Source organism: Clostridium thermopalmarium DSM 5974, from assembly GCF_002995795.1.
In the GTDB taxonomy this organism is placed as follows: Bacteria; Bacillota; Clostridia; order Clostridiales; family Clostridiaceae; genus Clostridium_H; species Clostridium_H thermopalmarium.
In genome coordinates this window covers 132733-154966 of the sequence record NZ_PVXN01000012.1, presented here as the reverse complement: position 1 = coordinate 154966, position 22234 = coordinate 132733, and the positions used below count along the sequence as shown (strand labels likewise).

21 protein-coding genes are annotated in these 22234 nt (G+C 29.4%); all 21 read left to right on the top strand.

Annotated elements, in window-relative coordinates:
* Positions 1-5 precede the first annotated feature (5 nt).
* The 21 genes from CPAL_RS04090 to recA all read left to right on the top strand — a co-directional run bounded on the left by CPAL_RS04090 (position 6) and on the right by recA (position 22143).
* Positions 6-806 carry a phosphatidate cytidylyltransferase gene (locus CPAL_RS04090; RefSeq protein ID WP_061857457.1) on the top strand — a complete coding sequence of 267 codons (801 nt, stop codon included), beginning with the start codon at positions 6-8 and terminating at the stop codon, positions 804-806.
* 122 nt (positions 807-928) lie between these two features.
* Positions 929-2086 (top strand): 1-deoxy-D-xylulose-5-phosphate reductoisomerase, encoded by a 1158-nt coding sequence (gene dxr / locus CPAL_RS04085; protein ID WP_061857456.1) that lies wholly within the window; start codon positions 929-931, stop codon positions 2084-2086.
* Between the two features lie 18 nt (positions 2087-2104).
* Positions 2105-3127, top strand: a complete 1023-nt coding sequence (gene rseP, locus CPAL_RS04080) for an RIP metalloprotease RseP (protein ID WP_061857455.1) — start codon at positions 2105-2107, stop codon at positions 3125-3127.
* 18 nt (positions 3128-3145) lie between these two features.
* Complete coding sequence (ispG, locus tag CPAL_RS04075) at positions 3146-4195, top strand: flavodoxin-dependent (E)-4-hydroxy-3-methylbut-2-enyl-diphosphate synthase (RefSeq protein WP_061857454.1); 1050 nt, start codon at positions 3146-3148, stop codon at positions 4193-4195.
* A 260-nt stretch (positions 4196-4455) separates the two neighbouring features.
* Positions 4456-4917 (top strand): ribosome maturation factor RimP, encoded by a 462-nt coding sequence (gene rimP / locus CPAL_RS04070; RefSeq protein ID WP_061857453.1) that lies wholly within the window; start codon positions 4456-4458, stop codon positions 4915-4917.
* A 12-nt stretch (positions 4918-4929) separates the two neighbouring features.
* Positions 4930-5976 (top strand): transcription termination factor NusA, encoded by a 1047-nt coding sequence (gene nusA / locus CPAL_RS04065; RefSeq protein WP_061857452.1) that lies wholly within the window; start codon positions 4930-4932, stop codon positions 5974-5976.
* Positions 5977-6006: 30 nt separating this feature from the next.
* Complete coding sequence (gene rnpM, locus CPAL_RS04060; RefSeq protein ID WP_061857451.1) at positions 6007-6276, top strand: RNase P modulator RnpM; 270 nt, start codon at positions 6007-6009, stop codon at positions 6274-6276.
* A 78-nt stretch (positions 6277-6354) separates the two neighbouring features.
* The gene (gene infB, locus CPAL_RS04055) at positions 6355-8451 is read left to right on the top strand and encodes a translation initiation factor IF-2 (protein ID WP_061857450.1); all 2097 of its coding nucleotides are present in this window, start codon (positions 6355-6357) and stop codon (positions 8449-8451) included.
* 27 nt (positions 8452-8478) lie between these two features.
* Complete coding sequence (rbfA, locus tag CPAL_RS04050) at positions 8479-8844, top strand: 30S ribosome-binding factor RbfA (RefSeq protein ID WP_061857449.1); 366 nt, start codon at positions 8479-8481, stop codon at positions 8842-8844.
* Complete coding sequence (locus CPAL_RS04045) at positions 8831-9790, top strand: DHH family phosphoesterase (RefSeq protein ID WP_106024133.1); 960 nt, start codon at positions 8831-8833, stop codon at positions 9788-9790. The genes rbfA and CPAL_RS04045 overlap by 14 nt, the downstream gene beginning before the upstream one ends.
* Entirely contained in the window at positions 9790-10659 is an 870-nt protein-coding gene (gene truB, locus CPAL_RS04040) for a tRNA pseudouridine(55) synthase TruB (protein WP_061857447.1), read from the top strand. The genes CPAL_RS04045 and truB overlap by 1 nt, the downstream gene beginning before the upstream one ends.
* An 11-nt stretch (positions 10660-10670) precedes the next feature.
* Entirely contained in the window at positions 10671-11603 is a 933-nt protein-coding gene (locus CPAL_RS04035) for a bifunctional riboflavin kinase/FAD synthetase (RefSeq protein WP_061857446.1), read from the top strand.
* Between the two features lie 125 nt (positions 11604-11728).
* Positions 11729-11992 (top strand): 30S ribosomal protein S15, encoded by a 264-nt coding sequence (rpsO, locus tag CPAL_RS04030; protein WP_061857445.1) that lies wholly within the window; start codon positions 11729-11731, stop codon positions 11990-11992.
* A 115-nt stretch (positions 11993-12107) separates the two neighbouring features.
* Positions 12108-14225, top strand: a complete 2118-nt coding sequence (locus CPAL_RS04025) for a polyribonucleotide nucleotidyltransferase (protein WP_061857444.1) — start codon at positions 12108-12110, stop codon at positions 14223-14225.
* A gap of 112 nt (positions 14226-14337) precedes the next feature.
* Positions 14338-14613: a YlmC/YmxH family sporulation protein gene (locus CPAL_RS04020; protein ID WP_061857443.1), complete on the top strand. Its 276-nt coding sequence runs from the start codon at positions 14338-14340 to the stop codon at positions 14611-14613.
* Positions 14614-14632: 19 nt separating this feature from the next.
* Positions 14633-15838: an aspartate kinase gene (gene dapG / locus CPAL_RS04015; RefSeq protein WP_061857442.1), complete on the top strand. Its 1206-nt coding sequence runs from the start codon at positions 14633-14635 to the stop codon at positions 15836-15838.
* Positions 15839-15895: 57 nt separating this feature from the next.
* Positions 15896-16588, top strand: coding sequence for a ClpP family protease (locus CPAL_RS04010; RefSeq protein WP_061857441.1), 693 nt, complete (start codon positions 15896-15898; stop codon positions 16586-16588).
* Positions 16589-16674: 86 nt separating this feature from the next.
* Positions 16675-18966 (top strand): FtsK/SpoIIIE family DNA translocase, encoded by a 2292-nt coding sequence (locus tag CPAL_RS04005; RefSeq protein ID WP_061857440.1) that lies wholly within the window; start codon positions 16675-16677, stop codon positions 18964-18966.
* A 97-nt stretch (positions 18967-19063) separates the two neighbouring features.
* Positions 19064-20404, top strand: a complete 1341-nt coding sequence (gene rimO, locus CPAL_RS04000; protein WP_061857439.1) for a 30S ribosomal protein S12 methylthiotransferase RimO — start codon at positions 19064-19066, stop codon at positions 20402-20404.
* The gene (gene pgsA, locus CPAL_RS03995) at positions 20388-20930 is read left to right on the top strand and encodes a CDP-diacylglycerol--glycerol-3-phosphate 3-phosphatidyltransferase (RefSeq protein WP_061857438.1); all 543 of its coding nucleotides are present in this window, start codon (positions 20388-20390) and stop codon (positions 20928-20930) included. Before rimO ends, pgsA begins: the two co-directional genes overlap by 17 nt.
* A gap of 163 nt (positions 20931-21093) precedes the next feature.
* Positions 21094-22143, top strand: coding sequence for a recombinase RecA (recA, locus tag CPAL_RS03990; RefSeq protein ID WP_106024132.1), 1050 nt, complete (start codon positions 21094-21096; stop codon positions 22141-22143).
* The last annotated feature ends 91 nt before the right edge of the window (positions 22144-22234 follow it).

Here is a 22234-nt window from a genome sequence, read left to right as displayed (position 1 = left end):
CAAATATGGATAAACGATATCTAGGTGCATTAATTTTATCACCATTGATTGTAGTATTATTTTTAGGTGGCATATATCTTAAATTTCTTGTAATGATCCTGTCTTTATTTGGAATGTATGAATTTTTTAGTATTGTTAAAAAAGGTAATATAAGGCCATTAACTATTATTGCATACATCTTATGCATAATTTATTACGTTTTTTTTATAGATAATAATATAAATTATAGTATGATATTTTCTACTGTAATTATATCTATATTCATAATGCTTTGCATACCTGTTATTAACGAAAAATATAATTTTATAGACATTTCTATCACAATTTTTGGATATATATATATATCGATTTTTTTTAGCTTCATAGTACTTATAAATGGAAAAGACTATGGAGAATATTTAGTTTGGCTTGTTTTTATATCTTCTTGGATGTGCGATACAATGGCGTATTATGTTGGTAAATATTTTGGGAAAAATAAACTATGTCCTAAAGTTAGTCCTAAAAAAACTATTGAAGGTTCTATAGGAGGATTGGTTGGAAGCATTTTTTCATGTGGTATCTATGGAGTTATTTTGAATAAAATTGGAGTTAATATACCTATTTTAAATTTTTTTCTAATAGGATTATTTGCCGGATTATTTTGTCAATTTGGAGATTTAGCAGCTTCATCTATAAAAAGATATGTAAATGTTAAAGATTATAGTAATTTAATTCCAGGCCATGGTGGCATATTAGATAGATTTGATAGCATACTTTTTTCATCAGTTATAGTATATTATTATATATCAGTTATAATAGGAATCTAATTATATAATATCAACCAAATATGATATTGTTTTATATTTATAACTATAATAATCTAAAAGTGTTTATCTTACATATTAATAAATAAAGTAATAATATTTTGATTTAGAATAGGAGTTTATATATGAAAAATGTAAGTATTTTAGGGGCTACTGGTTCAGTAGGTACTCAAACTTTGAATGTAATTAAAGAACAAAGTCATAAGTTTAAACTAATATCCTTTTCTTCAAATAAAAATTATGAAAAAACTATTGAAATAATAAAAAATTTTAATCCTAAATATGTTGCAATTAATGATAAAAACACATTTGAAAAAACTAAAGAATATTGTAATGTAAACAATATTAAAATTAATGTATTATATGGAATGAAAGGACTAATAGAAATATGCACATTAGATGAAGTTGATATAGTGGTTACATCCATAGTTGGTATGATAGGTCTTATACCAACATTAGAGGCTATAAAGGCAGGTAAAGATATAGCATTGGCGAATAAAGAAACCTTGGTTACAGGCGGAGAATTAGTTATGAAAGCGGCACAAGCCTCTAGAGTTAATATACTTCCAGTAGATTCCGAACATTCTGCCATTTTTCAATGTCTTCAAGGAAATAGGTTAAGTTCTATAGATAGAATTTTACTCACAGCTTCTGGAGGTCCATTTAGAGGAAAAACTAAAGAAGATTTAGTTGATATAACACCAGAACAAGCAATAAAACATCCAAAATGGAATATGGGTAAAAAAATTTCTATAGATTCCTCAACACTAATTAATAAAGGATTAGAGGTTATAGAAGCCCATTGGCTATTTGGTATAGATTATAATTGCATACAAGTTGTAATACATCCAGAAAGTATAATTCACTCTATGGTAGAATATAAAGATGGGAGTGTTATGGCTCAGTTGGCTAGTACAGATATGAGACTTCCTATCCAATATGCTCTTAATTATCCTAATAGAGAAGAGAGAATTGTAGATAGATTAGACTTTTATAAAATTAAAAATTTAACGTTTGATGAACCGGATTTAAAAAACTTTAAGGGACTAAAGATATGTTATGAAGCTGGAAAAGCTGGAGGTATAATGCCAACAATTTTAAATTCTGCTAATGAAGCAGCTGTAGATTTATTTTTGAATAAAAAGATAAGATATTTGCAGATAATAGATTTGATTGAAGAATGTATGAATAAATTTGAGAATAAAAAGATTTTAGATTTACAAGATATTTTGGATGCAGAAAATAAAGTAAGAAATTTTATAAAGAATAAATATAAAATTTAAGAGGAGGGGAATGTTTTTTTGCAAATTATATTAAATATTTTAATAGTTATTTTGGCCTTTAGCATTTTGATAATAATTCATGAACTAGGTCATTTTGCTTTAGCAAAGTTTAATGGAGTAAAGGTAGAAGAGTTTGCTATAGGTATGGGACCTAAGATATTTGGAATTCATGGAAAGGAAACATTATATTCTATAAGAGCAATTCCTATAGGTGGGTATGTAAAAATGCTTGGTGAAGAAGAAGAGAGTTTAGATGAAAGAGCTTTTACTAATAAATCACCTCTTAGAAGATTAAGCATAGTAGCTGCTGGGCCTATGATGAATTTATTTTTAGCTATAGTCTTATTTTCATTTGTGAGTTATTTAAAAGGTTTTTTAGTTCCAATAGTGAGCGATGTAATCCCTCAAAGTCCAGCTATGAAAGCTGGAATAAAGAGCGGAGACAGGATAACTAAGGTTAATAATCACAATATCTCTACCTGGGAAGATTTTGTGGCACAGATTAACATTGCAAAAGGAAATACTATAAATATAACACTAATAAGAAACTCTGAAGAAAAGTCATTTAAAATAAAACCTATAAAAAATGATAAAGATAACAGCTATATGATAGGAATTTATTCTACTGTAATAGAAAAGCCATCTATATATCAATCTATAAGTTATGGATTCAAAGAAACAATTTCTACTGTAAAACAAACATTTCAATCCATAGGAATGATTTTTACAGGTAGAGCATCAAAAAATGATGTTGGCGGACCTGTAACGATAATACGGGTTACATGGGCTGTATCAAAAGCAGGATTGATAAACTTAATTGTATTTTCTGCATTTATCAGTATTCAACTAGGTATTTTTAACCTCTTACCATTTCCTGCGTTAGATGGATTCTGGATATTTGTGTCTATATATCAACTTATAACTAGAAGAGAAATAGATAAAGATAAAATAGGTTTAATAAATACCATTGGATTTGCGTTATTACTTCTACTTATGATTTTAGTAACAATAAAAGATGTACTGTATCCAATCAAATTATAAAATATAGGTGATAATTTTATGAATAGAAAAAAGACTAGAAAAATAAAAGTTGGAAACATATATATTGGCGGAGATTCTCCTATAACTATTCAAAGTATGTGTAATACAGATACTCGTGATATTACTTCAACTATAAAACAAATAAAGGAATTAGAAAGTGCTGGATGCGATATAACAAGATGTGCAGTTCCAGATATGGAAGCTGCAGAAGCTTTAAAAAAAATAGTCAAAAATGTAAATATTCCTATTGTAGCTGATATACATTTTGATTATAGATTAGCGCTTAAATCAATAGATAATGGAGTATCTGCTTTGAGGATAAATCCAGGTAACATAGGAAATATTGATAAAACTAAATTAGTAGCTGAAGCTGCAAGAAGTAAAGGAATCCCAATTAGAATAGGTGTAAACTCTGGTTCCCTAGAAAAAGAGTTATTAAATAAGTATGGAAAAGTATGTCCAGAAGCATTAGTGGAAAGTGCGTTAAAACACGTTAATATTTTAGAGAGTATTAATTTTAATGATATAGTTATATCAATAAAATCATCTAATGTAATGCAAATGATAGAAAGTTATAGAATGATTTCTTCAAAAGTAGACTATCCATTACATATTGGAGTTACAGAATCAGGAACGATATGGAGAGGAACAATTAAGTCTAGTATCGGAATAGGGACTCTTTTATCAGAAGGTATAGGTGATACCATAAGAGTATCACTTACAGGAGATCCTGTTGAAGAAGTAAAAGTTGGTAAAGAAATACTAAAGGCTTTAGGATATAAAAATGACGGAATAGAATTTATTTCTTGTCCTACATGTGGAAGAACAAATATTGATTTAATAAAGTTAGCAGGCGAGGTAGAAAAAAAGTTATCTTCTTGCAATAAAAATTTAAAAATTGCTATAATGGGTTGTGTAGTTAACGGACCAGGTGAAGCAAGAGAAGCTGATATAGGCATAGCTGGCGGCAATGGAGAAGGATTAATTTTTAAAAAGGGAAAGGTTTTAAAAAAGGTTAAAGAAGAAAAATTGATAGAAGAATTAATGAATGAAATAAAAAATATGTAAACTGTAAAATATAGCATTATTTAAGTATAAAATTTTATTATTTGGTAACATTATAAAATGATTTAGCTTTATCCCTTGAAATAGAATTTTTAGTATGCTAAAATAAAATAGAATTGGTTAGCAGATAAACTTTAGCATATGAGTGGGGCAAAAACCCACTCTTTATATTTGTAAAAACGCAACAATCTTGTTGCGTTTTTCATTAATATTTGTTTATTTATTTAGTAAATGAGGAAAACTAAGATTAAGGAGGGGTGAAGATGAAAAATGATACATTGATAAATAAACTAAATGATCTAATTAAACCAATTGTATTAAAATTAAATTATGAGTTATATTATATAGAATATATAAAAGAAAATAACGAAAATTACCTTAGAGTATATATAGATAATGAAAAAGGAATATCATTAGAAGATTGTGAAATTGTTAGTAGGGAAATCAGTGATATGTTAGATAATGAGGATCCTATTGAAGAGAGTTATTATCTAGAAGTCTCTTCTCCTGGGATTGAAAGAATACTATATAATGATGAACATCTACATAAGTATGTTAATTATGATGTATTAATAAAGCTATCAAAACCACATAAAGGCCAAAAACTCTTTGAAGGAAAATTAATAGATTTTAGTAAAGATACAATTACAATTGAAGCTGAAAATTTTAAAGTTAATATTCCAAGAGAAAAGATTAAAAAGGTTACTTTAAAAGGGGAGTTTTAGGAGGAGTGAAAGATGAATGGCGAGTTTATTGAAGCCTTAAGAGAGATTGTGAAAGAGAAAGGAATTAGTGAAGATTTGCTGTTTGAAACTGTTGAGGATGCTTTAGTATCTGCATATAAAAAAAACTATGCTAAGGTAGGAGGTAATGCGCAAAATGTAAAAGTAACCATAGATAGAGATAATGGCGAGATACATGTGTATACTCCTAAACAAGTTAGTGAAGAAGTTTTAACTGTGAATGAAATTTCACTAGAAGAAGCAAGAAAAATAGACCCAAGATATGAATTAGGAGATATTATAGACATTGAAGTTACTCCTAAAAGTTTTGGAAGAATAGCAGCTCAAACAGCTAAACAAGTTGTAATTCAAAGAATAAAAGAAGCAGAAAGAAAAGTTATCTACAATGAATTTATTGCTAAAGAATATGATATAATTACAGGTACTGTTATAAGAAAAGATAAGGGTAATGTATTTGTAGACTTGGAAAAAATAGAAGCAGTTTTAGGTCCTAATGAACAGATGCCAGGTGAAGAATATAATTTTAATGATAGGCTAAAGTTGTATATAGTTGAAGTAAAAAATACTACTAAAGGACCTCAAGTTATAGTTTCAAGAACTCATCCAGGTTTAGTAAAAAGGCTATTTGAGTTAGAGGTTCCAGAAATTTATACAGGAGTTGTTGAAATTAAAAGTATTTCAAGGGAAGCTGGTTCAAGAACTAAAATTGCAGTTTATTCTAATGACGAGAGTATTGATGCTACTGGTGCATGTGTTGGTCCAAAGGGTATGAGAGTTCAAAACATAGTTAATGAGCTAAAAAATGAGAAGATAGATATAATTAAATGGGATAAACTTCCTGAAAAATATATTGCCAATGCACTTAGTCCTGCTAAAGTATTGGATGTTGAAATTGATGAAGGTAGTAAATCAGCAAAAATAGTAGTTGAAGATGATCAACTTTCTTTAGCTATTGGTAAAGAGGGACAGAATGTTAGATTAGCTGCAAAACTAACTGGTTGGAAGATAGATATTAAAAGTAAATCTCAAGTTTCAAAGTAATTTTCTTGAGAAAGGCGGTAGAGCTTATTTATGAAGACAAAAAAGGTACCTCAGAGAATGTGTACTGGTTGTTCATCTATGAAGCCTAAAAAAGAACTTATACGAATCGTAAAGAATAAAGATGAAGAAATATTTGTGGATTTAACAGGTAAAAAACCTGGAAGAGGAGCTTATATATGTAGAGATCTTAATTGTTTAGAACAAGCTTTTAAAACGAAGAGATTAGAGCGAAATCTTGGCGTAAAGATAAACGAAGATATTTATGATAAGCTAAAAAGTGAAATTTTAGAAGAGAACTAACAGAAGTTATAAATTTTAATCGATATAAGATAAGCTCCATATAAAATAAAAATTAAATACTAATTGGGGGTGAATGTTTTGGCTAAAACAAGAGTTTACGAACTAGCAAAGGAACTGAATATAACTAGTAGAGAATTGATAGATATTCTTTCAAGTGAGTTCGATATAAAAGTCAAAAATCACATGAGTGTCTTGGATGAAGAAGATGCAGAATTAATTAAGGAAATTTTCGTGGAGAATGAAAGCAACGGTAAAGAAAATAATTCTATAGCAAAAAGTATAATAGATGAATATGAGGAAGAGTTAGATAACTCAGTTAAGATAAAGAACAAAAAGAAAAATTCTAAAAAAAACAATTTTAAAAGTAAGTCAAATGGAAAAGAAAATAATAATGAATCTACTTTAGCAGAAGAGATAATTATAGAAATGGAGGATACTATTACTGTTAAGGAACTATCAGATAAATTAAAGAAACCTATTACGGAAGTTATAAAACAACTCATGTTTATGGGAGTAATGGCTGCTATAAATCAAGAGTTAGACTTTAATACTGCTGAAAAGTTAGCAGAAAAATTTGATGCGTTAGTTATAAAAAAAGAAGAGTCTTTACTAGTTGATAATGATGATGAAGATAATGAGGAAGATATTAATGAGGAAAATTATGAAAAAAGGCCGCCTGTTGTAACAGTAATGGGGCATGTAGACCACGGTAAAACTTCTATACTTGATGCTATAAAAAAATCAAAGGTTACAGCAACAGAGGCGGGCGGAATTACACAACATATTGGTGCTTATACTGTAGAAGTCAATAATGAAAAAATAACATTTCTAGATACTCCTGGACATGAAGCTTTTACTACTATGAGGGCAAGAGGAGCGCAAATTACTGATATAGTAATTCTTGTAGTTGCTGCAGATGATGGAATAATGCCTCAAACTGTTGAAGCAATTAATCACTGTAAAGCGGCAAATGTACCTATAATAGTAGCTATTAATAAAATTGATAAAGTAGGTGCAAATATCGATAGAGTTAAACAAGAATTAACAGAATATAATCTTATCCCAGAAGATTGGGGTGGAGATATAGTAACTGTTCCAGTTTCAGCTCATACAAAAGAAGGGCTTGATACATTACTTGAAATGATTCTTTTAACAGCTGAAATGGAAGAATTAACAGCTGATCCAAATAGAAAAGCTAAAGGTACAGTAATAGAGGCAAAACTTGATAAAGGCAGAGGTCCAGTAGCATCTCTATTGGTTCAAAATGGTACTCTTAGAGTAGGAGATTCAATATTAGTTGGGACTACATATGGTAGAATAAGAGCTATGTTTGATGATAAAGGACATAATATATCATCAGCAGGTCCATCAATACCAGTAGAAATACTTGGTCTTTCAGAAGTACCAGATGCTGGAGATAGATTTAATGTAGTTAAAGATGAGAAAACAGCTAGAAATATGGCTGAAGCTAGAAAAGAAAAATTAAGGCAACAAAGATTAACATCAAGCAACAAAGTTTCACTTGAAGACTTATATAATCAAATTCAGGAAGGTAAAGTTAAAGAACTTGATGTAATAGTTAAAGCAGATGTTCAAGGATCCGTTGAAGCGGTTACTCAATCACTTGAAAAATTATCAACAGAGTCTGTTAAAGTAAGAGTTATTCACGGTGCAGTTGGGGCTATTAGTGAGACAGATGTAACATTAGCATCAGCGTCAAATGCGATTATCATAGGTTTTAATGTTAGACCAACTAATAATGCAACTTCATTAGCAGAAAAGGAAGGAGTTAATATTAGAACATATAGGATTATATATGATGCTATAGAGGATGTAAAATCAGCCATGTTAGGTTTGTTAGAGCCAGAATACAAGGAAGTAGTCTTAGGAAATGCTGAAGTTAGAGCTGTATATAAAATATCAAGTGTTGGAACCATAGCTGGCTGTTATGTGTTAAATGGTAAAATAGTAAGAAACAGTAAAGCAAGAGTAATACGAGATGGTATTGTAGTGTTCGAGTCAGAAATTTCATCTTTAAAGAGATTTAAGGATGATGTAAAAGAAGTAGCATCTGGATATGAGTGTGGATTATCAATAGAGAAGTTTAATGATCTTAAAGAAGGAGATATGATTGAGGTTTTCATTATGGAAGAAGTAAAGCGTAAGAATCTATAATTTGTGTACTTTAGAGGAGAGAGTTATATGGCGAAATATAGATTAGGTAGAATAAATGAAGAGATAAAAAAGGAAATTAGCAATATAATTCAGTACGATATAAATGACCCTAGGCTTACTGCAATGGTAAGTGTAACAAGAGTAGAAGTTACAAATGACTTGAGATATGCAAAAGTCTTTATAAGTATTTTTGGTACAGATGAACAGAAAAAGGAAAGTGTTGAAGCTCTAAAAAATTCAGTCAGTTTCATTAGACGAGAAGTAGGGCATAGAGTTAAGCTACGATATACACCTGAAATAATAATTGAAGTAGATAAAAGCATAGAACATGGTATGCATATTAATGAGATTCTAAGTGATTTAAAGGAGCAAGACAAACATGATACCAAATAATATTATAGAAAAAATAAAGAAAAGTAAAAAAATAGGTATCACATGCCATATATCTCCTGATGGAGACTCCTTAGGAAGTTCCCTTGCATTAATGCAGGGACTTCTTAATATAGGCAAAAGCGCATATATAATTTCAAAAGAAGAAATACCAGAAACATTTTATTATTTACCTTATTCTGATAGAATAAACAAGGATTTAAACTATGTTTTAGAAGATACAGATACTGTTATTGTATTAGACTGTGGTAACTTTGAAAGAATAAATGCTGATATTGATTTAAATACTAAAAAATATACTTTAATTAATATTGATCATCATATATCTAATGATAATTATGGCGATTTAAATTATATAGATACAAATGCGGCTGCAGTAGCGGAAATTATTTATGAGTTATTAGAGGTTTTGAATGTAAATATAGATAAAGACATCGCTACATGTCTTTATACATCAATACTTACAGATACAGGATCCTTTAGACATTCCAATACAACAAGATTGACTCATAAAATAGCTGGAGAGTTGATATATAAAAAAATAGATTTTTCTGAAATTCACAGAAAAATATTTGAAAATATAAGCTTTGAAAGGCTGAAGCTTCAAGGAAAAATTATTGAAAAAATGCATTTAGAATTAAATAAAAAACTATGTATAATGGAACTAACAAAAGAAATGATAGAAGAATTTAATATTGATAAATCTGATACATCAGATTTAGTTAATATAGGAACTCAGATAGATACTGTAGAAGTTGCAATTTTACTTAAAGAGTGTGATTGTGTAACCAAAGTTAGTTTGAGATCAAAGAAAAAAGTAGATGTAAGAAAAATTGCAGAAATGTTCAACGGAGGTGGACATATTAGAGCTGCAGGTTTTTCCACTAACGTATCTTTACAAGAAATTAAATCTATATTAATTAAACAAATAGAAAAAGAGTTGATATAATGAATGGAGTATTAAATATTTATAAACCAGTTGGAATGACATCTTTTGATGTTGTAAAGACTATAAGAAAATTAACAAAGGTAAAGAAAGTAGGGCATACTGGGACTTTAGATCCATTGGCTAGTGGAGTTTTACCAATTTGTATAGGAAAAGCTACAAAAATTGTTAACTATATAATGAATGATTTTAAAGTATATGAGTGCAAATTAAAGTTAGGCATTACAACAGATACTTATGATAGAGAAGGTAAAATTATAACAACAAGCGAAGTTAGTGTACTTGAAGAAGATATAATATCATGTATAAATTCTTTCAAAGGGAACATACTTCAGGTTCCGCCTATGTATTCTGCAGTTAAAATAAATGGAAAAAAACTATATGAACTTGCTCGAGATGGTGTAGAAATACAAAGGAATGCTAGACCAATAACAATATATGATATTGATATTTTAGATATAAGTTTACCTTATGTTTCTTTTAGAGTTAAATGCTCTAAGGGGACGTATATAAGAAGCTTATGCTATGATATAGGTAAAAAACTCGCTTGTGGTGCTACAATGTGGAGTTTAGAAAGAATACAAAGCGGAAAATTCAATAAAGAAAATGCATTATTTCTTGAAGATTTGAAAGAGACCAATGTGAATGAGCATATAATTCCTATAGATGTGGCTTTAAATGACTATGACAAAGTAAAAGTAAATTCAAATGTTGAGAAATTATTACGCAATGGAGTTAGAGTCGGCGATAGAAGACTTTTGAACGAAATACAGTTAAACAAGTTATATAGAATTTACACTTATGATGAAAAATTTTTAGGTATTGGATTAAGAAATTCTAACGGATTAAAATTAGAGATATTATTGCTTTAGGAGAAAATAATATGATAGTATATGAGGATAATTTTAATATTAAGTTAGATGAGAAGACATATATAGCGTTAGGAAGCTTTGATGGGCTTCACATAGGACATATGAATCTTATAAACAAGACTATAGAATTAGCTAGAGCCAATAAGGCTAAAAGTATGGTGTTTACTTTTAAAAATCATCCTTTAACAATTATTAATGAAGAAATGGTTCCTAAGTTAATTATGAATAATAAAGCCAAAACAGAACTTTTAAAAGACGCTGGTATAGATATTTTAAATTACGTGGAATTTAATGAGGAATTCATGAGAATTTCTCCAGAAAAATTTATTGAGAATATAATCGGATATTATAATGCAAAAGGACTTATTGTAGGTTTTAACTATAGGTTTGGATATAAAAACTTAGGAGATATAGAATTGTTGGAGGATTTAAGTAATTCCTTAGGATTCGAATTAAGTGTTATATCTCCAGTAAAAGTTAATGATGAAATAGTTAGTAGTTCAAGAATAAGACACCTTATTTCAGAAGGAGATATAACTAAGGCAAATCGATTTTTGAATAGGCCTTTTTTCTTAGAGGGAAAGGTAGTAAGTGGTAAACAATTAGGCAAAAAAATAGGCTTTCCAACAATAAATTTAGACTATAATAAAAGTCTTGTATTACCACGTGGTGGAGTGTATTATACGGTTGTAGAATATAGCGGAAAAAAATATAAAGGTATAACTAATATAGGATATAATCCTACAGTAAAAGATAAAAAATTAAGTATAGAAACGCATATTATTGATTTTAACAAAGATATATATAATGAATTTGTAAAAATATATTTTTATAAAAGAATACGAGATGAAAAGAAATTTGAATCTTTAGAAACTTTATCAAAACAATTAGAAAAAGATAAGAACTATGCTGAAAAGCAGAATCTTGAATTTAAAATAGACTAAATATAAAAAATAATTTACTTTTTACCAGTTATATGCTATAATACTCTTCGAACCTTATCCTATGAATATTGACTGGCCGGCGGTATTCATGGAATAATGGGGATTATAAATACGGAGGTGCTTTTATGGAAAAGGCTAGAAAGTTAGAAATAATTAATCAATATGCATTACATGAAGGAGATACTGGTTCTCCAGAAGTTCAAATTGCTTTATTAACAGAAAGAATCAATCATCTAAATGAACATTTAAAGGAACATAAAAAAGATTATCACTCAAGAAGAGGGCTTTTAATGATGGTTGGTAAAAGAAGAGGCCTTTTAAATTATTTAAAAGAGCAAGACATCGAAAGATATCGTTCTTTAATAAAAAAATTAGAATTAAGAAAATAGTTTAGAGCGGGCTAGTTCCGCTCTATTATTTTAGGAATAATCTACATATTCTTTATTAAATTAATATAAATAGGCAATAATAGTAATGTATGTGGATGTTGAAGGGAGGTACATTATGAATCAAATTTTTGAAACAACAATAGCTGGAAGGAAGCTAAGAGGTGAATTTGGCAAACTAGGAATGTTATCAGATTGCGCTTTGAAAATAAGTTATGGTGATACTGTAATACTTGTAAATGCTAATGCTTCAGATGCTCCTAGGGAGGGAGTAGACTTTTTTCCGTTAAGCATAGAATATCAAGAAAGATTGTATGCTGTTGGTAAAATACCTGGTGGTTTTATTAAGAGAGAAGGGAGACCTTCTGATAAGGCTATACTCAATGCTAGAGCTATTGATAGACCACTAAGGCCTCTATTTCCAAAAGGATATAGAAATGATGTTCAGGTTGTTTGTACAGTTTTATCTGTTGAGCAAGATAATTTGCCAAATATATTAGCGATGAATGGAGCTTCATTAGCATTATGCTTATCAAGCATACCGTTTACAAAACCTGTTGGTACAGTATCGGTGGGATTAATAAATAATGAATTTATTATAAACCCTACATCTAAACAAAGAGATGAAAGCATTTTAGATTTAACAGTTTGCGCTACTCAAGAAAGGGTTATGATGATAGAAGCTGGTGGTGAAGAAATACCAGAAGATGTAATGTATGATGCAATAATGTTTGGATTTGAAGAGTGTAAAAAAATAGCTCGTTTTCAAGAAGAGGTTATGAAACAGTATGGCAAGCCTAAAGCAGAATTTATACCTTATGAGATTAACAAGGATATAGAAAAAGAAGTTAGAGAATTTTCCTTTGATATGATAAAAAAAGCTATGTATAATACAGATAAAGATTTGAGAAATAAAGCAATGGATGAAGTCAAGGAGAAAATCGATGAACAATTTAAAGAGAAGTACCCAGATAATTTGCTTGATTTAGATGAAGCAGTATATAATATACAAAAAGAAATAGTAAGAAATATGATTTTAAATGAAAAGAGAAGACCAGATGGTAGAGGGTTTAAGGAAATCAGGCCGCTTTCAGCTGAAGTTTCTATTTTGCCAAGAACTCATGGAAGTGGATTGTTTACAAGAGGATTAACTCAAGTGTTGACTGTAGCAACTCTAGGATCTATAAGTGAGGTGCAAATATTAGATGGTATAGAAGAAGAAACTTCAAAAAGATATATGCACCATTATAACTTTCCATCATATAGTGTAGGAGAAGTTAAACCTTTAAGAGGTCCGAATAGAAGAGAAATTGGGCATGGTGCTTTAGCTGAAAAGGCACTTGAGCCTTTAATACCAAGTGAACAGGAATTTCCTTATGCTATTAGATTGGTTTCTGAAGTACTAAGTTCAAATGGTTCTACATCTCAAGCAAGTGTATGTGGTAGCACTCTTGCTTTATTAGATGCAGGTGTTCCTATAAAAAGACCAGCAGCTGGTATAGCCATGGGATTAGTTACAAGTAAAGACTTACAACAAGAAGAAATTTTAACAGATATACAAGGATTAGAAGATTTCTTTGGTGATATGGATTTCAAGGTGGCTGGTACAGAAAAGGGAATTACTGCCATACAAGTTGACACTAAAATAGAAGGATTATCTAATAATTGTATAAAAACTGCATTGGCAGATGCTAGAGAAGCAAGATTAGCTATACTAGAAGTTATGAAAAAGTGCATAAATGGTCCAAGAAAAGAAGTATCTGTATATGCTCCAAAAGTATTTACAATGAATATAAATCCTGCTAAGATTAAAGATGTAATAGGGACTGGCGGAAAAACAATAAATAAAATAATTGATGAGACTGGAGTCAAGATTGATATTAAGGATGATGGAACGGTATTTGTAACAGCTGAAAGCTATGAATCAGGAAATAAAGCACTACAAATGATAGATGGCTATACGAGGGAGATAAAAGAAGGCGAAATATATTTAGGAAAGGTCACTAAGATATCTAATTTTGGTGCATTTGTAGAGATATTACCTGGCAAAGAAGGATTAGTACACATATCTAAACTTGATGTTAAGCGTGTAAGTAAAGTAGAAGATATTGTTTCAGTAGGAGATGAGATACTAGTTAAAGTTACAGAAATTGATTCTATGGGAAGAGTAAATCTTTCAAGAAAGGACGCAATCAAAGACTCAGAAGAAAAACAAAATAAAAGTACTGATGAATAGAGTAGAAGGGCAGAGATGCCTTTTTATTTTGCAGAATAAAGCAAAATATATTGAATATATCCTTAATATACATCATACATATACTTATGATATGTGTTAAGGGGGAATAATTATGGATGATAGAGTAAAGTTATATAGTGATATTGAAAAATATGAAATAATTAATATTAGTAATGGTGAAAAATATAATTATCTTTATAATAACGATATTATAATTGATGAAGATGGAAATCTAAAGTTGCTCGTAATTAATAATCACAAATCCTACTTTAGCCTTTTTAAGAATAATGATTTACTAGAATTGCCATGGGAATACGTAAATAAAATTGGAACAAAAACAATAATTATTGATGTGGAAGAATCTCAATTTAGAAAAAGCTATAAATAATTTATTTTGGAGGCTAAATATGAAAATTTTAGTTCAAAAGTTTGGTGGTACTTCGGTATCTACTCGTGAAAAAAGAAGGTTAGCGATTAATAAGATACTTAAAGCTAAAAGCGAAGGTTATTCTCCGGTTGTTGTTGTATCTGCTATGGGGAGAATGGGTGAGCCTTATGCAACAGACACTTTATTATCGCTTTTAACAGAAGAGTTCAAAAACAGTAATCCTTTAGCTACGGATCTTATGATGAGTTGTGGAGAGATTATAAGTACTGTGGTAATGTGTAATGAGCTATATTTAGAAAATATAAGTGCTATTCCATTAACTGGTGGACAGGCTGGAATAAAAACTGATGATAATTTTAATAATGCTAGTATAAAAAAAGTTGATATAAGTCGAATAGTCAAGTTAATAGAAGAGAACAAAATACCGGTAGTGGCTGGTTTTCAAGGTATCAGTGAAGATGGGTTTATGACTACTCTAGGAAGAGGTGGAAGTGATGTTACTGCTGCTCTTTTAGGAGTAGCACTAAATGCAGTAGAAGTTGAAATATATACAGATGTAGATGGCATTATGACCGCAGATCCTAGAATAGTTGAAAATGCAGCACTTATAGAAGAGATTACCTATAATGAAGTATTTCAGTTTGCAGACCAAGGTGCAAAAGTAATACATCCTAGAGCAGTAGAAATTGCAATGAAGGGAAATATTCCATTGGTAATTAAAAATACTATGAGTGATTGTCGTGGTACGACTATTGACAATACAGGTGCATTGAATAATACAAATGTAATTACTGGAATTACCCATATGGATAATAGAGTTCAGATAAAAATAGAGTTAGAAGAGAATATAAATAATGAAAATTACCATGATTTATTTCCAGTACTTGCAGATAATCTAATAAGTATAGATTTAATAAATGTATTTCCAAATCAAAAAATTTTTACAATAGACAAAAAAGACATTATTAGATTTAAAAATATAATGAATATGCTTAGTCTAAAATATTCTTATATAGATAATTGCAGTAAGATTGCTATAATAGGTTCTAGAATGCGTGGAATTCCCGGTATAATGGCAAAAATATTGAAAGCTCTTATAAAAAATAAAATCGATGTACTTCAAACTGCAGATTCCCATACAACAATTTGGTGTTTAGTTGAGTCTAAATATACTGAACTAGCCATCAATGTTCTGCATAAGGAATTTAATTTAGACAATAAATAGTATGTATAGTCATTACCTCTTAAGTAAAAACTATACTTAAAAATGGGAGGTATGATTATGACTGAAAAAAACACTAATAAAGAAAATCAAAAGGATAAACTTGATTCTATAAAAGAATTAGGAATTCCAAATGCGAACCAAATTGCCCAGAGATTTCAGATATTACCAATAATAGGTCAAATAGAAGGCCATTCTGTACTACCTCCGCAATCTAAAGCTACTAAATATGAACATGTTATTCCTCAGCTAGTGGCTATAGAAACTAATAAATCAGTGGAAGGTGTATTAATTATTTTAAATACTGTAGGCGGAGATGTGGAAGCTGGTCTTGCTATTGCTGAGATGATAAATAGTTTAAGTAAGCCTACTGTATCTTTAGTTATAGGAGGAGGTCATTCTATTGGTGTGCCTCTTGCAACATCTGCTGATTATTCCTTTATATCTCCTTCTGCAACTATGATAATTCATCCAATTAGGATGAATGGGCTAGTACTAGGTGTTCCTCAAACTTTTGAGTATTTTAATAAAATGCAAGAACGTATTGTAGATTTTATTACTCGCACTTCAAAGATAGAAAAAGATACTTTAAGAAAATTAATGTTGCAAACAGACGAATTGTTAAATGATATGGGTACAATTTTAATTGGAAAGCAAGCAGTTGATTATAAGTTAATTGATGAGGTTGGTGGATTAAGTAACGCCATAAAAAAATTAGAGGAATTGATTGATAGTAAAAAGCAAAGAAACTAGCTAAGGGTTTTTCTCTGGCTAGTTTTATTTTATAATATAAAAGGATAGTTTCACAGTGTGTAGAATTTACAAGCAGAGGTGATAATATGGTTAAGAAAAATGCCTATAGCAAATCAAATATATCTAATGATATAAAAGGTATTATATTTATGACTATAGGTATATTGATGTTATTAAGTGTGTTTGCAACAAATTCTTCTGGATTAATGGGTAAAACAGTAAAGAAGTTTCTTTTTTCTCTTATTGGGCTAGGAGCATATTTTTTTCCTTTATTATTAATATTGGTAGGAATAAGTTTTATAATAAAAAAAGGTAAGATTATTTTTAATAAAAGATTTTATGGAATAATGACTCTGTTGATAAATTCACTTATGTTTATACAAATGATATATATTAAGCAATATTATACTGAAGGTAGCTGGATTTTAGGTATACATAAAATATATAATAAGACAGATCATTTTCATGGAGGAATACTTATTTATTTGATTGACATTCCATTGTATAAGCTATTTGGAGACATAGGATCATACATAATATTTATATCTATATATATTATAGCTGGAATTTTAATAATGCAAATATCTATAAATGAGCTTTTTTATATGTTTAAACTTGATAAAATTTTAATCGAAAAAATTAAAGGAAAAAGTATTATTAAGAATAAGAATAAAGAAAATCAAGGTAAAGAAGAAGAAAAATCATCTTTAATAAAAGACTTAAATAGCAAAGTAAAAATTATTAATTTTTTGAAATCAGCACATAATATAGAGAATTTAAAAACCAATGAAGAATCTGGTAAAGAAATTAAAATTTTAGAACCTAAAATAGTTGATACTGGATTCAATACAAATATAGTTAAAAAATCTAATAGTTCCCAAGCAGATAAGGAAGTTTATGAAGAAATCAATAAACAATTAAACAATGAATTAAATCAAAAATACAACAATTGTAATAAAGAATATGTTTTTCCACCTCTTCAGTTATTAAATCATAGTCCTAGTGATAACCATAATAAGAATAGTAAGAAAGAATTAATAAATAATGCAACAAAATTAGAAGAAACCTTAGCTAGTTTTGGAGTGAATGCTAAGGTAATACAGGTTACTAAAGGACCATCAGTTACCAGATTTGAATTGCAGCCTAGTTCTGGTGTAAAAGTAAGTAAAATAACTCATTTATCAGATGATATAGCTTTAAGTTTAGCTGCTTCTTCTGTTAGAATCGAAGCTCCTATTCCAGGTAAAAGTGCTGTTGGAATAGAGGTACCTAATAAAATAGTCTCTCCTGTATATTTAAGAGAGGTAATAGAATCAAATGAATTTAAGAACTTCAATAAAAATATAGCTTTTGCTGTGGGAAAAGATATTGCTGGGAATTGTATTGTTTCAGACTTATCTAAAATGCCTCATTTATTAATTGCTGGTGCAACAGGTTCTGGTAAAAGTGTATGTATTAATACTTTAATAATAAGCTTATTATATAAATACTCTTCAGAGGATGTTAAACTTTTATTAGTTGATCCAAAAGTAGTTGAACTAAATGTATATAATGGTATTCCTCATTTGCTAATACCTGTGGTTACTAATCCTAAAAAAGCAGCTGGAGCATTAAATTGGGCTGTTACAGAAATGACAAGAAGATATAATTTATTTGCAGAAAACAATGTTAGAAATATAGAAGGATTTAATGAACTTTTTAATAAGGGAAAAATAAAAGAAAAATTGCCATGGATTATAATCATAATTGATGAATTGGCAGATTTAATGATGGTATCTCCAGGAGAGGTAGAGGAATATATTGCTAGATTAGCACAAATGGCACGAGCTGCCGGAATGCATCTAGTTATAGCAACTCAACGTCCTTCAGTAGATGTTATAACTGGAGTAATTAAAGCAAATATACCTTCTAGAATATCATTTGCTGTATCTAGTCAAGTAGACTCTAGAACTATAATAGATTCCGCTGGTGCTGAAAAGTTACTTGGCAAGGGAGATATGCTATTTTATCCTGTTGGAGAGTCAAAACCAATTAGAATACAAGGCGCTTTTATTTCAGAAGAAGAAGTAGAAAAAGTAGTAAATTTTATAAAATCTCAAAATAGTGAGATAAAATATGAGGAAAGTATTATTAATGAAATAAACGCTGGTACCAATAAGAAAGAAAATGAAGGTGATGAGCTCATAGATGAAGCAATACAAATTGTTATAGAAACCGGACAAGCATCTACATCTCTTTTACAAAGAAAGCTTAGAATTGGATATAATAGAGCGGCGAGGTTAATAGATGAAATGGAAACGAGGGGTGTAATATCTGGAAGAAATGGAAGTAAGCCTAGACAAGTATTAGTTGATACTATAGTAGAAAGTGATAATTAAAGAATAATATTTAAATTACTACTTGTTAAATTTGCTTAATAGCTTTAAAATAAATTTTATGATAAAAATAATGTTTGTATATTAAGGAGGAAATTTAGTGGCTAAATATAAGGTTGGACTTATAAGTCTAGGATGCGATAAGAATAGAATAGACTCAGAACTTCTATTAGGAAAGTTAAACGAAAAAAATGAAATAGTAAATGACCCTAATAAAGCTGATATATTAATAGTAAATACTTGTGGATTTATAGAAAGCGCAAAACAGGAATCTATAGATGCAATTATTGAGATGGCTGATTATAAAAAGAAGAATTGTAGGATGCTTATTGCAACTGGGTGTCTTACTCAAAGATATTCAGAAGAACTTCATAAATTAATACCAGAAATTGATATTATGCTTGGAGTTAATGAATATGCAAATATACAAAAATATATAGATAATTTTTTTAATGCTAATAAAAATAAAATTTGTGTATGTGATTATAGTGATATATCTATAAATGAGGGTAAGAGAATTTTAACTACTAAAAGTCATACTGCTTATATAAGAATTTCCGAGGGTTGTGATAATCTTTGTACTTATTGTATTATTCCTAAAATAAGAGGAAAGTACAGGAGCAGGAGTATAGAAAGTATAGTTAGTGAAGCAAATGAATTAGTGTCAATGGGAGTTAAAGAAATTATTCTGGTTGGACAGGACACTTCTGTATATGGTGTAGATTTATATAAAGAAAACAAGCTGCATGAATTAATAAGGGCTATTTCAAAAATAGAAAATTTAGAATGGATCAGAGTATTATACACTTATCCTGAAGAAATAACTGATAAGTTTATAGATGAAATAGCCAATAATAATAAAGTATGTAAATACCTAGATATTCCTATACAACATATAAGTAATTCTGTTCTAAAAAGAATGAATAGGAAAAGTAGTAAAGAACTTATTACAAATAATATAAATAAAATGAGAAGTTTAATAAATGGCTTAGTTCTTAGAACATCTCTCATAGTTGGATTTCCTGGAGAAACTGAAGAAGAGTTTAATGAATTAAAAGAATTCGTGAAAAATATTAAATTTGATAATTTGGGAGTTTTTAAATACTCTCAAGAGGAAGATACACCTGCAGCTAGAATGGATAATCAAGTTAGTGAAGAAATAAAGGATAATAGGTTAGAAGAGATAATGATGATTCAACAAGGTATATCTAAGGAAAAAAATAAGCATAAAATTGGCAAAATATATAAAGTAATTGTAGAAGGAAAAGAAAATGGTGACTATTGGTTTGGAAGAAGCTATGAAATGGCTCCTGAAATAGATGGTGCAATTTTCTTTAAATGTGATAAAATATTAAATATAGGAGACTTTATTGATGTGCTAATAACTGATGCCTTAGAATATGATTTAATAGGAGTTGTTTATCATGAATCTTGCGAATAAACTTACTATAATTCGAATTATTTTGGTACCTATTTTCTTAATTTTTATGGCTTTAAATAAGAGTTATTCTATTTTTATAGCTATACTTATTTTTATAGTTGCAGCTTTAACAGATAAACTAGATGGATATATAGCTAGAAGTAGAAATGAGATAACAAACTTTGGAAAATTTATGGACCCATTAGCCGATAAATTACTTGTAACTTCAGCACTAATATCATTAGTGGAATATAATATTATTCCTACTTGGGTATCAATGATAATCATTGGCAGAGAATTTGCTGTTACAGGTTTAAGAGCAGTTGCTGCATCTGAAGGAGTAGTTATAGCAGCTAGTTGGTGGGGGAAAATAAAAACAGTAGTTCAGATAATTGCTATAATTTTTGCGTTAATATCTTTAGTACATAGTACAATATATGTAAGGTATATTACATATATAAGTGTAACTCTTGCTGTTATTATAACCGTAATTTCGGGAATCGATTATTTTGTAAAAAATAAAAAAGCAATTAGTACTAATCATTGATTAATTTAAAATAAAAAGGTTATAATATAATAAAAGTTCCTATAAATACATAAATAGGAACTTTTATTGTACCCACTTGACCTACCTATAGATATAATGTATAATTTGAGTAGGAACATACGTTCGAAATTGAAAGGAGTGTGACCCGGTAGGGGATGATAATATGAATAATGAAAAAATGAAGGCTTTACAAGCCGCTATAACTCAAATTGAAAAGCAATTCGGAAAAGGTTCAGTGATGAAGCTTGGAGAAGATCATGTTCTTAATATAGAGGCAATATCTACTGGAAGTTTGTCTTTAGATATAGCTTTGGGAATAGGAGGAGTACCAAGAGGTAGAATAATCGAGATATATGGACCAGAATCTTCTGGTAAGACTACTGTGGCTTTACATATTATAGCAGAAGCTCAAAAATCCGGTGGAACTGCAGCATTTATAGATGCTGAACATGCATTAGATCCAATATATGCAAAAGCATTAGGTGTGGATATAGATAATTTAATAGTATCTCAACCAGATACCGGAGAACAAGCTTTAGAAATATGTGAGGCTTTAGTGAGATCAGGAGCTATAGATGTGATTGTAGTAGACTCTGTTGCAGCTTTGGTTCCAAAAGCGGAAATAGAAGGAGAAATGGGAGATTCACATGTTGGTCTTCAAGCAAGGCTTATGTCTCAAGCACTTAGAAAATTAACTGGTGTTATAAACAAGTCAAAGTGTGCTGCTGTATTTATAAATCAATTAAGAGAAAAAGTCGGGGTGATGTTTGGAAATCCAGAAACTACACCAGGAGGTAGAGCGTTAAAGTTTTATGCATCTGTAAGGCTAGATGTTAGAAAGGTAGACACAATTAAACAAGGCGATGAATTTTTAGGTAGCAGAACTAGGGTAAAAGTAGTAAAGAATAAAGTAGCTCCTCCTTTTAAGCAAGCGGAATTTGATATAATGTATGGCACTGGGATATCATACGAAGGTAATGTACTTGATGTAGGTGTAGATAATGAAATAATTGAAAAAAGTGGATCATGGTTTTCTTATAAAGATATAAGATTAGGACAAGGAAGAGAAAATGCTAAGCAGTTTTTAAAGGAAAATGTTAATACTTTATTTGAAATAGAAAATCAAATAAGGAATAAATTAGGACTTCCACCAAGAGAGAATAGTGTTGTTCCTGAAAAAGTTGATATGAAAAATGAAGATTCAATTAAATAGTATTTAATAAAAAAGTTTATTTTATTGGAAATAGCATTTCTTTATGGAATTGAGTTTAACTATAAAGAAATGCTATTTTTGCTGTTTTTTA